A 14,367-nucleotide genomic window follows, 5' to 3' on the forward strand; every position below is an offset into this window, starting at 1 on the left:
TTAGTGGATGCGCATGCAAAACGATTTGCATAACGGCTTGAGGAGGCCGGGAGGAGGAAAAACATGCAGAGTGAATTGAATGGAGTGGTCGAACCGGTCGATGAGGGGCTGCCGCTGCGCAGCCTGTTCCTGTTCGGTCTTCAACACGTGCTGGTGATGGCCGCGTCTCCCATCACCGCCGTCTTTCTTGTCAGCAAGGCCCTTGGGTTTTCGGACGCGGTGACAGTCTCGCTCATCAGCGCCACGTTTTTCGTCTGTGGCCTCGGCTCGATGCTGCAGAGCTTCGGGCCAAAAGGGTTTGGCGCACGCCTGCCCTTCGTGATGGTGCCGGGCGGCGCGCCGATTGCGATCTTTCTGGCGATCGCCCAGCAGACGGATGTTCAGACCGCCGTGGGCTCCGTCATCGTCACGGCTCTCTTTTACTTTCTGGCACTGCCGGTTTTCCGCAGGTTGCTGCGTTATTTTCCGCCGATCGTCGTTGGAACGATGCTGTTGCTGGTCTCGGTCAATCTCGTGCGCATCTATGGCGTGACCATCACCGGAAAGCCTGGTAGCGAAGGTTTCGCCGCACCCGTCGAGGTCGGACTGGCGCTAATCACGATCATCCTGACGGTCGCTGCCGCGCGGGTCTTTTCCGGAACGCTCCAGCGGCTCGCCGTCATGCTCGGGTTGGTCGGCGGTGCGCTCGTCGCGCTCGTCATCGGCCACATGGATCTGTCCGGCGTGTTTACCGGGCCGGTCATCGCCGTTCCGCAATTATTCCCCTTCGGCATGCCGAAGTTCGACCTCGTCGCAGCCATCCCGCTGATCGTGTTCTCGATCATTTCCATGGCGGAGGCGACCGGTCAGACGATCGCGACGGCCGAAATCGTCGGCCGCCGGGGAGATGCCCATGCGATCGTGCCTTCGACCATCCGCGGCGATGCACTGATGTCGCTTGTCGGTGGCCTGTTCGGCACATCGCTGATCATCACCAGCGGCGAAAACGTCGGGATCGTGCGCGCGACCGGCGTCAGGTCCCGTTATGTGACGGCAATGGCGGGCGCCATCCTCGTTCTCATTGCTCTCTTCGCGCCGATCGGCCGGATGGCCACGGCCTTGCCTGAAGCGGTCGTCGGCGGCACGGCCGTCATCGTCTTTTCGATTATCGGCGTCATCGGCATCGACCTCCTGCGTCGCGTCGATCTGCGTGAGCATGGCTCCATGTTCACGCTTGCTTCTGCCCTGTCGATGGGGCTCCTGCCGATCCTTGTGCCCGGTGTCTACAGTCAGTTCCCGCAATGGACGCAGATGATCCTCGGCAACGGGCTTGCCGCAGGCACGATCACCGCCGTCGTCGTCAACGCCATTTTTTCGCATTGGGGCCAAGCGGGACGATCCGCGATCGCGACGGCGCCTCTGCAATCCACCACTCAAGGAGCAAGCGAGTGAGCGCAATCCGCCAACAACTGTCGACAACCGGCGACCTCATGCTGCGCCCAGGGCAGGTGCTTCTGCCCGAAGGCCCGCGCAGCGGAAACGCCATTGTCGTGCGCGACGGTATCTTCCACCGGATCGACACGGTGGAAGCAATCGCCCGGGACTTCCCCGAAATTGTCCCGATCGACCTGCCCGACCATCTGCTGATGCCCGGCTTCGTCGATACCCATACGCACCTGACCCAGTCGCTCGGCAAGGCCCTCGTCTTTGGAGAACCGTCGGAAATCTTCCGGCGGGTCTGGGTGCCGCTGGAAGGCAGCCTCAATGAGCGCATGGTCTATCTCTCGGCAAAGCTTGCCGCATGGGAAGCGTTGCGCGGCGGATTTACCACCGCCGTTGACGCCGGTACCCGCTCAAAGGGCCATGTCGGCGCGCTGGTGCGGGCTGCAGGGGAGGTGGGGCTTCGAAGCGTCGTCGGCTTTATATGCAACGATCTTTCCGGCAGTGCTGAGATCGCCGAACCCGCCGCCATCCTGCGTCTGGCCGAGGAGCACGTGTCCGCCTACAGACGAAACCCTCTGATCCACCCCTCGCTGGCGATTTCGATCCCGGAGGCCGCCACGGACGGAATGCTTAGAGCGGTTTCCGAAATGGCAGCCGCGTCCGGGGCGGTGTTCCAGACCCATGTCAACGAACACCTCGTTGCCGTTGAACGCTCGTTGGCAGCAAGAGGACGGCGACCGATCGAGCACCTGGCGCATCTGGGTGTTCTTGGGCCTCAGGTCCTGCTGGCACACTCGACGCTCGTCACGCCGCATGAACTCAATCTCTTGCGCGAGACAGGCACCGCCGTCGCTTACAATCCCGTTGCCACCTTATGGAAGGGGAATGCCGTCGCACCAGCCCTGCAGATGGCAGCGCTCGGCATTAGGTTCGGGCTTGGAACGGACGGAACGCGCGCCGACGCGTTCCGTCTGATGGATGCGGCCGAAGGCCTTCAGCGCGCGGGCTTCGGACTTGCAACCGGGGACTCTTCCTGCGGCGGCGGCTGGCTCTGGCTCGATCGGGCAACGTCCGGCGCCGCAGACGCTGCGGGCCTTTCCGGTGTGACCGGATCGATCACCGAGGGGCTTGCCGCCGATTTCCTGCTCGTCGATCTCGACCGACCTGAGTTCACGCCCTCACACGATCTGACCTGGGAGCTTGTCCGCTACGGCAATCGCGATCAGATCGACGCGGTGTTTACCAACGGCCAGCTTCGGCTGTGGCAAGGCTGGCCGATCGATTGGGATGCCCGGGCGCTTCTCGAAGAGGTGCGCGGCGAGACGGCAACCGCCATTGCCCAGGCGCCGATCCAGCGCATTCATCCGCTCTCCGAAGCACATCGCGGCCTTGGACAATACCGATGAGCTTTGGTCTTCTTGCCGTTCTTGCCGCCGTGACATTCGTCTCGGCCTTCATTCAAGGGTCGATCGGCATCGGCTTTGCCCTGATCGTCGCGCCGATCGTCGGGATGCTGAAGCCCGATCTGCTGCCGGTGACCCTGCTTTTGCTGATGCTGCCGCTCAATTTGCACGTGGCGGCGCGAGAGCGTGCCCATGTCGACTGGTCGGGTGCGACCTGGATCACGATCGGTCGCTTCGCTGGAACCTTCGGTGGCCTGTGGCTGCTGGCAGCGCTTTCGATCGAACAACTGGATCTTGCCGTCGGTGTGTTTACGGTGGTTGCAGCCGTTGCCGCTCTCGTCGCCCCGCCGTTCACGCCGAACAGGCCGAGCGCACTCGGGGTGGGATTGTTCACCGGCGTCACCGAAACCGCCACGGGCATCGGCGGCCCGCCGCTTGCGCTGCTCTACCAGCACGCCAAGGCGCCGGTCCTAAGGGCAACGGTCGCCCTTTGCTTCTTCGTCGGCGAGGTCATGTCCCTCGCCGTGCTGGCCATATCCGGGCGCGTTGGGTCAGAGCAACTGCTCGTCGCCCTTTATCTGACGCCGGCGGTACTGCTCGGAAGTGCTGTTTCAAGACACGTCCATGGCCGCATCGGCGGCCGCGGCCTGCGCATCGCCGTCCTCGGCTTTGCCATCGTCAGTGGGGTGTTCCTGATCGTCCGGTGAACGACGTCCCCGCGACCGCAGGTCATGGACAGATCACCGGAGCTATAGACGTCCATAGGCTCCGCCGGCGCCGCTGATGGCGGTGAGGAAGCTGGCAAGCCCGGCGGAGCGAAGCGGCAGGTACTGCTTTTGCTGCTCGCGGCAAAGGCGTTTGACCAGGCCCACTGCGGCGTGACTGATGTGATCGACCGGAAAGAGGATCGTCGCTGCCTGCCCGACGAGGGCAGGCAGGAGCGTCGTGCTATCTTCCATGCCTCCGTCGTGGAGGAGAAGGTCGATGCCGCGTATTCTTGCGTAGTCGCGAAGGTGATCAAATAGATTGCGGCGGCCGCCGACATAGAGCACGGGGCCGGTAAGCTGCGCGGGCGGCGTGTTGCTGTCGTCTCTGATTTGCGCTGTTATTGCCGCCTCAAGGGCTTCGTTCTCGCGTAGGACCGCATAACGCAGGTCCTGCATTTGCTCCAGTTCCCGCTGCAGAGCAGCGGATTTCTCCTCGGATGCAGCAAGGCGCTGGGCGAAGGCCTCGCTGCGGATGTCGTCCGTTTCCTTGGCTTCAGACAGACCCCTCGTGCTTCTTGCGATGCGCGCCGAGGGGGCGACAGCCGCGGCGATTGCTTCGGCGTGGATTGCTCTCTCTTCCAATTGCCGCAGGCGCTGTTGCAAAGCGATACGCTCATCGGCGGCCGCCTTCAGACGTGTCTCCTGCCGGGCGGTTCTTTCGCGTTCCTGTTCGAGTTCCTTTTCCAGCTGGGTCAGTCGTGCGATGTCGAGACGACTTGCGCTGCCGACCAAGTGCGACAGCATATGCACTTCCCCGAAGATCTCGCGCATCAATTCGGGCGATGTTCCCGGATGGCTTATCAGCGCCCAGTACGGGCCGGCGATGTCGCCGCGCTCGAAGGAACTGCGCCAGATGTTGCGGAGTTCGTCTTGATCGGCCTGCCGGGGAATGCGCTTGATGCTGCTCTCGTGGCGTTTGTCGAGCGCCTTGTTGAGCAACTTTGCCGCCTGATCCCGTTGACCAGCAAGCCACACGCCCCGGCCGTGCAAGGTATGGTCGGTCGCGGCGCGCGCATCATCGTGGCCGGCTCTGATCAGAACCTGGCGCAATTCTCCTGACGTCAAGCAGGTGCCGATGATCGAGCAATGAAAGGTCGAGGCAATGTCCCAGGTCCGCAAGCGATGGGCACTGATCCTGGGCGTGTGACCATCCGGACGTGCAGCGAAGGACAAGGCCGCAGCAGGCAGAGGGACACCGTGGGATTTGAGACGTGGCAACGTGGGCATGGGCGTTCCGGAGCTAGGGCAGTTGCTGGCACTTCGAGATGCGGTCGCGCGCGTCGCACATCCGCGAACGGGTCTCGTCATCACAGGTAAACCTACCCATCGTTATATTTCAAGAAATATAACGATGGTCGAAAACGCCCGCCATAACGGGAAGCTCAGAATTCCCGCCCGGTTTTCGTCGCTGCTTCGTTCCGCGAACAGACGTGTAGGGCTGAAATGGAGCGCTGCCAAAAGGTTTTCTGGCAGCAATTGGCGTGAGTTCACCTGTTTGGGAATACGAGAAAGGCGCCTGGAAGGCGCCATGCAGCTCTGGAACGGCCGGCCGTTACTCCAGGTCTCTCAGACCTGTTTCGCAACGCTGGCGATGAAGGCCGCTTTCAGATGCTCGGCGGCGGGCGAAAGGCTGTGGTGGCGCCGTTGAAGCAAAGAGACGTCACGCATGACAACGGGGTCGATGAGATCGACGGTGGTGACCCCGACGGCCGAGGCGAGCTGTCCGGAGTTCTCCGGCAGCACCGAAACGCCCATTCCAGCGGCAATCATGCTGATTGCCGTCGTCGAAAAGCGGACCTCGTATTTCGGCCGATAGTTCGGCACGACGCGAATGAGGTTGTGCTCGACGATGTTGCGCAGCGGGTTGGAGGCGGCAAGGGTGATAAGCGTCTCGTCCTTGAGTTCGGCCCAGCGCACGGATTTGCGTTTGGCGAACCGGTGATCCTCGCGGCAGACAAGCATCAGTTTGTCGCGCAGAAGCGGAGTGGCGGCGATTTCCGGGTCTTCCTCCGAAAGCGTGCCGACGGCGATATCGACCTCGTGGCGCTTGAGCGCCGGGGTTATCTGCTCTTCAGGCATGTCGCGAATGTTGACGGAGATTTCCGGGTACTTGTTCAGGAATCTGGCGATGATCGGCGGCACCACCGTTGCGGCAAGCACAATCGCAGCGGCGATCGTCACCTGGCCGCGCTTCAACGAAGCATTGTCGCGCACGTCGCCAACGGCAAGCTCGAGATCCTTCAGGATCTTGCGCGCCTGGGGCAGGAATTCCTGGCCGACCAGGGTGAGAGAGACCATGCGCGTGTGCCGGTCAAAGAGGCGCGCACCGATCTCCCGTTCCAGGTCCCTGATGAGGATGCTGACCGCAGACTGGGTGAGATGAAGGTTGCGTGCGGCGATGTTGAACTGTCCGAGTTCTGCCACGGCGATGAAGGCCCTGAGTTGCCGCAGGGTAATGTTCATGTACGCGCGGCCTCCCGTTATCTCATTCCCATAAAAGCCCGCCAGGCCTTGGCTTGTCTACCCCGCTAGTGCCGGTTGATCCTTGTTGCCGGCCATCAGCAGGCCGAGTTCGTCGAGACGCGTGCGATCCGGCGGCAATTCCCCAAGGATTTCGCCATGGAACATCACGAGGATGCGGTCGCAGATCGCAAACAGCTCCTCGAGTTCCGTGGAGATCAGCAGGATGGCCCGGCCGCTGTCGCGCTGGCGCAGCATCTCCTCCATCACAAACTCCATCGCGCCGATATCGATGCCGCGGGCAAGCTGGTTGACGAGGATGAAATCCGGGTCGCGCGCCAGTTCCCGCGCAACGACGAGCTTTTGCTGGTTCCCACCTGACAGTGCTGCGATCGGCTGGTTCTCGTCCCGGCACTTGACGCGAAACCGCTTGATCAGGTCGCGGGTGTGCTCGCCAATTTTCCTGCGGTTGAGCATGCCGCCCGTCGCGAACGGCTTTTGGTCATAGCGTTGGAGAATGGTGTTTTCGCTCAGCGACAGCGGCAGCACGATGCCGTGTTTGTGGCGGTCTTCCGGAATGTGGGAAAAGCGCCGGGCATTGATGTCGGCCGGGTCGAGCCCGGTTATGTCGTTTCCGTTGAGAACGACCCTCCCGGTTTCGACCGGCAGCAGGCCGGCGAGCGCCAGCGACAGTTCCGTCTGGCCGTTGCCGGATACCCCGGCAATGCCGACGATTTCGCCGGCGCGCACGTTGAGGCTCACACCGCGCACGGCCGGAAGGCCGGTCTCGGCGCTGCAGGTGAGGTTTTCCACTGAAAGCACGATACGGCCGGCAGGCTTGGGGCTGCGCGGCAGCTCCATGCGCACGTCACGGCCGACCATCATGCGCGCGAGCTCACGCGCATTCGTGTCCCCGACCTTGACCGTGTTGACGACGCGCCCGTCACGCATGACGCTGATGCGATTGCTGACCCGCATCACCTCGTCCAGCTTGTGCGAAATGAAGACGACGGTCTTTCCGTCCTTCACGAGATCGCCCATCAGGGACAGGAGACGGTCGGTCTCCTGCGGCGTAAGAACGGCGGTCGGCTCGTCAAGGATGAGCAGGTCGATACCGTGAAACAGCACCTTCAAGATTTCCACTCGCTGCTGCTCGCCGACCGAGAGGTCTTCGACGATTGCGTCGGGACGTACGTCGAGGGCGTAGCGCTCGGAAAGGGCGCGGATCTTTCGGTGGACCTTGTCGATATCGGATATGACGCTGAACGCTGAACCCTGGCCGAGGATGTAGTTTTCCGCGACCGTCAGGTTCGGCACCAGCATGAAGTGCTGGTGCACCATGCCGATGCGCTGGCGGATCGCGTCGCGCGGGCTTGCGAACCGCACCGATTGCCCCTTGTAGATGATCTCGCCCTCATCCGGCCGCACCATGCCGCATATCATGCTCATCAGCACGCTCTTGCCGGCACCGTTTTCGCCGAGCAGCGAATGGATCTCGCCTTCCTCGATTTCGAGCGAAACACCATCGCTGGCGACGATCGGGCCGAAACGTTTGCGGATATTGTCTATGCGCAGGAACGGTTTTTTCGACATGTCGATCACCTCATCTCGTAGGGCTGGCCAAGCTTGCTGGGTGCGGCGCCCTTGCCGCGGAAGGCGACCAGCGTGACGATCGTCATGATGTAGGGAAGCGCCTGGAGCACCTGGTAGGGCACGACGACGGATGCCTGTGCCTGGAGCATGAGCTGCAGCGCGTAGAACAGGCCGAAGAGCAACGAAACGAAGAAGGCGCCGATCGGCGACCAGCGGGCAAAGACCACGACGGCGAGGGCGATGAAGCCGCGGCCGGAGGTGATGCCTTCGACGAACTGGTTGGAATGGCCGAGCGTCAGGAACGCGCCTCCGAGCCCCGCAAGCCCTGTGCCGACGAGGACGGCGCCATAGCGGTAGCCAACGACGCTGCGACCGGCGACGTCGACGGCCTTCGGGTGCTCGCCGACGGCGCGGAGCGTCAGGCCGAAGGAGGTGCGGTAAAGTACCAGGGTGGCGAGGATGGCGACCAGCACAGTGGAATAGACGATGAGGTTTTGGCGGAAGAACGCCTCGCCGAGAAAGGGCAGGTCGCTCAGCCAGGGAATGTGGACCGGCTGGACGATCTCGATGCCCTTGCCGGTCGAAACGTAATAGGTGCGGAAGAGAAAAGCCGTCAGGCCCATTCCAAGCAGGTTGAGCGCCGCGCCGACCACGATCTGGTCCGCCTTGATGGTGATCGTGAAGAAGGCGAAGACGAGCCCGAACAGCATGCCGCCGGCAACGCCGGCCAGTAGCCCGAGCGGAATGTTGCCGGTGGCTGCGGCCGCAGCGAAGCCTGAAAAGGCGCCGACCAGCATCGTGCCTTCAAGACCGATGTTGAGCACGCCGGCGCGCTCGGAAAAGACCTCGCCGATCGAGGCGAATATCAGGGGTGTGGCAAGCCTCCAGGCGGCCCCGACGAGCGTCGCGAGAAAGGTGAGAGAAATCATGTCGTCCATGGGGCCGATCCTCCAGGAATGTCGCCAAAGTTTTGTTTTCCCGCGGGCGGTCTACAGCCACGTGGGAGTTTCCATGCTTTCAAGCCACTGTCCTGAGGATGTCGCGCAGCTTTGCGAAGGCGACGACCGAGAGGATGACGATGCCTTGGATGACCAACACCAGGACCTGCGGGACCTGTGAGGTGATCTGGAGGACTTCCGAGCCGGAGCGAAGCGTCGCAAAAAGCCCGCCAGATAGGATCGCCGCCAACGGATTGTTGCCCGCCAGGAGCGCCACAGCGATGCCCTCGAAGCCATAGCCCGGCGAAATGTTCTGGTAGAGCCGACGTGTGACGCCCGCCACCTCGAAGGCGCCGGCAAGACCCGCCATCGCGCCGCTGATGCACATCGCGATCATTATGTTTCGGGCGACGTTCATGCCGGCGTAGCGGGCGGCATGCGGGTTGAGACCGACGACGCGTAGCGCAAAGCCGCGGCTGCTTCTCCGCAGGAAAATGTAGAGCGCAACCGCCAGAACCACCGCGACGAGGATGCCGATGTGAAGCCTAAGGTCGGTCACCAGGCGTGGCGTCCAGGCTTCGCGCACCAGCCTTGCCGATTGCGGATAGGCGGCACTCGCGTCGCGCATCGGACCGGTGACGAGATAGCTCGTCAAGATGAGCGCGATGTAGTTGAGCATGATCGTGGTGACGATCTCGCTCGCCTGAAAGCGCACCTTCAGATAGCCGGCGATCCCGGCCCAGGCAGCGCCCGCCAATGCCCCCGCCAACATCACGAGCGGCGCGTGCACCCAGACGGAAAGGCCGTCGATGCTAGTGCCCACGAGTGTTGCGGCGATCGCGCCGACATAGAGCTGGCCTTCGGCGCCGATGTTCCAGATCGAACAGCGGAACGCGACGCAGAGCCCCGCGCCGATCAGGATCAGCGGCGTGGCCTTCAGGAGAATTTCTCCAACCGAGCGCATGTCCTGGAATGAGCCGAAGACCATGACGGTGACGACGTCGCTGCCGTTGAAGCCGTTCAGCCAGAGGAGGAGCGCGCCGAAGGCGAGCGCAACCAGAACCGCCGCGATGGGTGTCAGGGCGCTGATCGCAGCCTGCGAGAGCATCCTGTAGAAAGCTTGGGCTGCTTGAGAATTCACGGTCTCACGCACTCCCTGGTTTATCTCAGCCATGGGTGTGTCCGGATGTTGGTGTGACGCGGGAAGGGCTGCGGCCGGATTTCCTGCCGCAGCATGGAGGCAGCTATTGGCCGCCGGTGTTGATCTCGCCAGAGGCGATCTTGGCGCTGATCGCCTTGACCTCGGCGCGGATATCCTCCGGCACGGAGACGGGGCCGTCGTCGCGGAAGGTGAACGAGATGACTTTCGGATCCTTCAGGCCGAAGACCACGTTCTCCGTCGGCGGATTGCCGTCCTTGATCGCGCGGACGACTTCGACCACGCCTTGTGCATAGTCGGCGACGTAGAGCCCGAGGATGTTGTTGGGCGCAACCTCGGTAAAGTCGCTGAAGATCGAGAAGGAGCGCACGTCCGGGCCGGATTCGGCAATTGCCTGGTAGCCGCCGACGGTGGCGCCCGAAGCGTTCGGCACGACGAAGTCAGCACCTTGCGAAATCATGCTGAGCGCCGCTTCCTTGGCGGCCGTCGTATCGGTGAAGTTGCCGATATAGGCTTCGCTGATCGGGAAATTCGGATTGATGCTTTTTGCGCCGTTCTTGAAGCCGGCGAAAGCCTGCTGGATCGGCGGGATTTCCATGCCGCCGACAAGTCCTGCCTTGCCGCCCATTTTCGCAGCGATCACGCCCATCAGGTAGAAGGGCTGGCTGGTGTCGGTGTTGAGCCCGATGACGTTGCCTTCATGGATCGCACTCGACGAGATCAGGAAATAGGTGTCCGGGTAGTCGACAGCGACGTCCCGTGCTGCGTCCTGGAATTCGAAGCCATGCCCGAGGATGACCTTGTAGCCCTGGCTGGCATAGTCGCGAAATGCCTTCTCGAACGAAGCCGGATTCTGCTGCAGTTCGACATAGCTGATCTTGGCGCCAAGCTGTTCTTCCACGCCCTTGAGCGCGTTGTAGCCGATCCGGTTCCATCCCTCTTCGGAAACGCTGCCTGGAACCAGCAGGCCCATCTTGAAGTCATCGGCGCGTGCGTGGTCCAGCCAGAGCGTTCCGGCAAGGGCCAGTCCGAGTGTGGATGCAAGCAGTGAACGACGCGAAATCTCAATAATCATTTCATTCCTCCCATTAGATTGAAGTCCCAATCCCCCCGGAGCAGCCGTTCCCTTTTATGCGTTCTCCTTCAGGCGGATATTTTCAGTAGTGCTGTGCGAGACAAGGCGCCCGTTCGAGAAGACGAAAGCCTGATCCGGCCCGCCGGCGACCAGCGTGTCGGTATCGATGCAGTCAGTAATGACGAAGTCGGCGCGCGCGCCGGGTCTGAAACCGTAGTCCTTGCCAAGCCCCATCAGCCGGGCAGGGGCCGCGGTGATCATGTTGTGCGCTGCGGCGAGCTCGTCTCCGCGCAGATGGCCGGCAAGCAGTGTCCAGCGGGCGATTTCCAGCATGTCGCCCGAACCGGTCGGGACGAACGGATCCTGGATGTTGTCCGACGCTGTGGCGATGGTGATGCCGGCGCGGTAGAGTTCGGCGACACGCGTCAGTCCGCGCGGCGGCAGAACGTCGTAGTCGCGGCCCTGCAGATAGAGGTTTGCCGCCGGCAGCGTCACGACGCCGACGTCCAGTTTCTTCAGACGCTCGGCTATTCGAAGGAAATCGCGGCGCGGCAGGGCGCTCAGCACCGAGACGTGGCTGAAGACGCAGCGCCCCTGCATGCCGAAGCGCTCGACGCGATCGAGTGCGGCATCGAGAAGATGCACGCCGGCATTGAGGTGTTCGTCGAGGTGCAGGTCGATCGGCTTGCCGGATTTCACAGCGGCGGAAAACAGGATGTCGAGGTAGCGCGGCGGGTCCTCGGAAACGGCGGGCGTTCCGCCGACGGCGTCGGCAAGGGCCACGGCGCCGTCGATGTTCTTGCCCAGCCATTCGAAGTCCTGGCCGGGATGCGGCGTCATGAAGGCGACGAGCTGAAGCGTGATTCGGTGCTTTTCGGCATCGCGAATGGCGGCCAGCGTCTCGATGCCATGGAAACCGGCATCCTTGTCGACGTTGATGTGGCTGCGGATCGCGGTCGTCCCGCGGGAAAGACATCGTCCGATCGTGCGCGTCGCGCGCTTGTGAATGTCGTCGGGGCCGGCGGTGCGGGCGTATTTCGCAAAGGCTTCGCGGGCGCCCTGGAGGGTGCCGGAGGGATTGGGCGTAAACCGCAGAACACCGGTCTTGTCGAGATGCTGGTGCGCGTCGACGAAGCCAGGCGAAACGAGCATGCCGGAGATGTCTATGCAGGCGCCACAGGAACCGGTGTCGAGAAAGGGCTCGACGACTGTGATGCGCCCGTCGGCGCCGACGATGATGTCGCTTGCCGACTGCGTGCCGTCATCGTTTATGACGGTTCCGCCCTTAAGAGCAAAGGACTGACCGGGGATCAGTCTTGCGAGCAACGCAGCTGGATTTTCTCGTGCCATGTCGTCCCCCACCTTGTTGTTATGGCGGAAAACTAAGCACGCGCTTTTAATTCAAACAAATTCATTATTTCAATTGTTTGATAAATGTATCGTAATAATTGCCGGCGGCAAGGCAACGCTCGAGCATGGCCAGCCTCACGGAAAGAGGCGCCTGATCAACTGGTTGACCGACGATCTGGCACGGGCCGATGCGATCGGCTTTGGCATCGGCCCGGTTCGCAGTCAGTGCCTGTATTGCGGTTCCTCGGCATCGAGTTGCCGGCGAATGGCGGCAAGATGGGCCCGTGCAGACTCGGGGTCGCCTTCGCGCATCTGCCGATACGCGGCCTCGGCGATCTCAGGGGCGACCGGCAGGACGTCGCGGCCGGTAGACATTGCAAGCACCTGCACTTCGGCGGCGCGCTCCAGATAGTAGAGATCGTCCCAGGCTTCGGCGATGTTCGGCGCCAGGACCAGCACGCCGTGGTGTTTCAGGAAGACGATATCGGCGTCGCCTGCTGCGGCCGCAATGCGGGCGCCTTCGCGATGATCGAGGGCAAGGCCGTTGTAGTTTTCATCGACCGCGGTGCGACCGTAGAATTTCAGCGCCGTCTGGCCGGCCCAGATCAAGGGCGCGCCCTCGGTCATGGACAATGCGGTCGCATAGGGCATGTGCGTGTGGAAGGCGACCTTGGCGCGCGGGAGCCGCCGGTGGATTTCGGCATGGATGTAAAAAGCCGTCGCCTCCGGCTCACCTTCACCGTCGATGACGGTGCCGTTGAAATCGCACACCAGCAGTCTTGATGCCGTCAGCTCGCGAAAGGCATAGCCGTAGGGGTTGACGATGAAGAGGTCGTCATGGCCCGGCACGACAGCGGAAAAATGGTTGCAGATGCCCTCCTCGAAACCGTTGCGCGCCGCCATGCGGAAGCAGGCAGCCAGGTCTTCCTTGGTGCTGCGGATCGCGTCGGTGGAAAGATCGGGCCGGTTGGACCGTGCCGTTTCGCTACTGCTCTTCAGGGAATGGGCCATAAGTGCTCCTGGTTTGGCTTGAGCTGGGAGCGGCGGCCGGCGGAAAGCCTGCCGCGCGCAGCGAATGCTGCGCCCTGCCTGCCCGCGGTTTCGCGGTCCAGCAGCGCGCCCAGATAACGCCGGAAAATGCGCGTGGTCAAACAGCGTGGCGTCGCGCCTGCGGGCAAGGCGCCCGGTTTCTTCGCAGATGACTAGTGTACTGATTTCAGCAGGAAGTCACGAAACCGTCGGGCAGCGGGAGACAGCGAGCGTGTCCGCTTCTGGATCAGGCTGACCTCACGCTTGATATGCGGTTCGGTCGGCGTGCGCACCACGAGGCCCATGGACGTTGCGAGCCGTGTGACCGCGGACGTCATGATCGCGACGCCGAGCCCGCCCTCAACCATGCCGATAATCGTCAGCGGCAAGGCCACTTCCTGCATCGCCTTGTCAAACGGCAGCACGATACCGTTGCGCGCCAGTTCGCTTTCGAGCCGGTCCCTGATCGGGTTGCCGCGGTGCGGTCCGATCAGTTTGCGGTCGACGAGATCGGTCCAACGAATTTCACGCAGTCTGACCAAAGGGTCCTCCGGGTGAAGAACGATGAGGAATTCGTCGGTCGTCAGCCGGGTGCCCATCAATTCGGTATCGTCCTCCGGCACGGTTCCGATGCCAAGGTCAACCGAACTGTTGGTCACCTGTTCCAGCACGGCGATCTCCGCGACATCGTGGAGGGCGACTGCGATGTCGGGATAGAGCCTTGTAAAGGCGTTGACGAGTTGCGGCAGCATCAATGCCGCCTGCACGGTGCCGGCCGCGATCGAAACCTTGCCGCGCCTCAGTGCGTTCAATTCGCGCGAGCTTTCAACCATGCCGTCGATGTCGGCGACCGCACGCGCGGCAACCGGCAGGATGTCCATGCCCGCCTGCGTGAGGCGCAGAAGGCGCGTATGCCTGTCGAACAGGCGCAGCTTCAGATTCTGTTCCAGCTGACGCACCAGTGTGCTCACCGCCGACTGCGAGGAGCCGAGCCTGTCGGCGGCCAAGGTGAACTGCCCCAAATTGGCGACGGTGACGAAGGCGCGAAGCTGCTTCAGCGTAATGTCCATGCCGATCCATTCATTCAATTACTATATGAATAAATATGATTATGCCGGTTGTTTGCTGATTTGGCCAGCCGCATGATCCGTGTTGTACGGCGTGCGGTGAC

The 14,367-nt window shown here is 62.4% G+C and carries 12 protein-coding genes; 3 read left to right on the plus strand and 9 right to left on the minus strand.

The window, feature by feature from the left end:
• Nucleotides 1–63 precede the first annotated feature (63 nt).
• From ACIQUG_RS22850 to ACIQUG_RS22860, 3 genes are read left to right on the plus strand one after another with little or no spacing between them, the layout of a single operon-like run.
• A complete protein-coding gene (locus ACIQUG_RS22850) occupies nt 64–1,431 on the plus strand; it encodes a uracil-xanthine permease family protein (RefSeq protein WP_402324285.1) in 1,368 nt (455 codons plus the stop codon).
• A gap of 38 nt (nt 1,432–1,469) precedes the next feature.
• A complete protein-coding gene (locus ACIQUG_RS22855) occupies nt 1,470–2,828 on the plus strand; it encodes an amidohydrolase family protein (protein WP_402324641.1) in 1,359 nt (452 codons plus the stop codon).
• Entirely contained in the window at nt 2,825–3,532 is a 708-nt protein-coding gene (locus ACIQUG_RS22860) for a TSUP family transporter (protein ID WP_402324286.1), read from the plus strand. Before ACIQUG_RS22855 ends, ACIQUG_RS22860 begins: the two co-directional genes overlap by 4 nt.
• Nucleotides 3,533–3,574: 42 nt before the next feature.
• Here ACIQUG_RS22860 and ACIQUG_RS22865 read toward each other — a convergent pair whose 3' ends face one another.
• The 9 genes from ACIQUG_RS22865 to ACIQUG_RS22905 form a co-directional block, all read right to left on the minus strand.
• Nucleotides 3,575–4,819 (minus strand): DUF2325 domain-containing protein, encoded by a 1,245-nt coding sequence (locus ACIQUG_RS22865; protein WP_402324287.1) that lies wholly within the window; start codon nt 4,817–4,819, stop codon nt 3,575–3,577.
• Nucleotides 4,820–5,158: 339 nt separating this feature from the next.
• Complete coding sequence (locus ACIQUG_RS22870) at nt 5,159–6,055, minus strand: LysR family transcriptional regulator (protein ID WP_402324288.1); 897 nt, start codon at nt 6,053–6,055, stop codon at nt 5,159–5,161.
• A 57-nt stretch (nt 6,056–6,112) separates the two neighbouring features.
• The gene (locus ACIQUG_RS22875; RefSeq protein ID WP_402324289.1) at nt 6,113–7,645 is read right to left on the minus strand and encodes an ABC transporter ATP-binding protein; all 1,533 of its coding nucleotides are present in this window, start codon (nt 7,643–7,645) and stop codon (nt 6,113–6,115) included.
• A 5-nt stretch (nt 7,646–7,650) separates the two neighbouring features.
• Entirely contained in the window at nt 7,651–8,583 is a 933-nt protein-coding gene (locus tag ACIQUG_RS22880) for an ABC transporter permease (protein WP_402324290.1), read from the minus strand.
• A 79-nt stretch (nt 8,584–8,662) separates the two neighbouring features.
• On the minus strand, nt 8,663–9,757 hold the full coding sequence (locus ACIQUG_RS22885) for an ABC transporter permease (RefSeq protein ID WP_402324291.1): 1,095 nt from the start codon (nt 9,755–9,757) through the stop codon (nt 8,663–8,665).
• A gap of 70 nt (nt 9,758–9,827) precedes the next feature.
• Nucleotides 9,828–10,817, minus strand: coding sequence for a BMP family protein (locus tag ACIQUG_RS22890; RefSeq protein ID WP_402324292.1), 990 nt, complete (start codon nt 10,815–10,817; stop codon nt 9,828–9,830).
• A gap of 54 nt (nt 10,818–10,871) precedes the next feature.
• Nucleotides 10,872–12,167 (minus strand): amidohydrolase family protein, encoded by a 1,296-nt coding sequence (locus ACIQUG_RS22895; RefSeq protein WP_402324293.1) that lies wholly within the window; start codon nt 12,165–12,167, stop codon nt 10,872–10,874.
• A 222-nt stretch (nt 12,168–12,389) separates the two neighbouring features.
• A complete protein-coding gene (locus ACIQUG_RS22900; RefSeq protein WP_402324294.1) occupies nt 12,390–13,178 on the minus strand; it encodes an aldolase in 789 nt (262 codons plus the stop codon).
• A gap of 191 nt (nt 13,179–13,369) precedes the next feature.
• Nucleotides 13,370–14,266 (minus strand): LysR substrate-binding domain-containing protein, encoded by an 897-nt coding sequence (locus tag ACIQUG_RS22905; RefSeq protein WP_192449027.1) that lies wholly within the window; start codon nt 14,264–14,266, stop codon nt 13,370–13,372.
• Nucleotides 14,267–14,367: the final 101 nt, after the last annotated feature.

The organism is Ensifer sp. NPDC090286 (assembly GCF_044769565.1).
Classification (GTDB): Bacteria; Pseudomonadota; Alphaproteobacteria; order Rhizobiales; family Rhizobiaceae; genus Ensifer.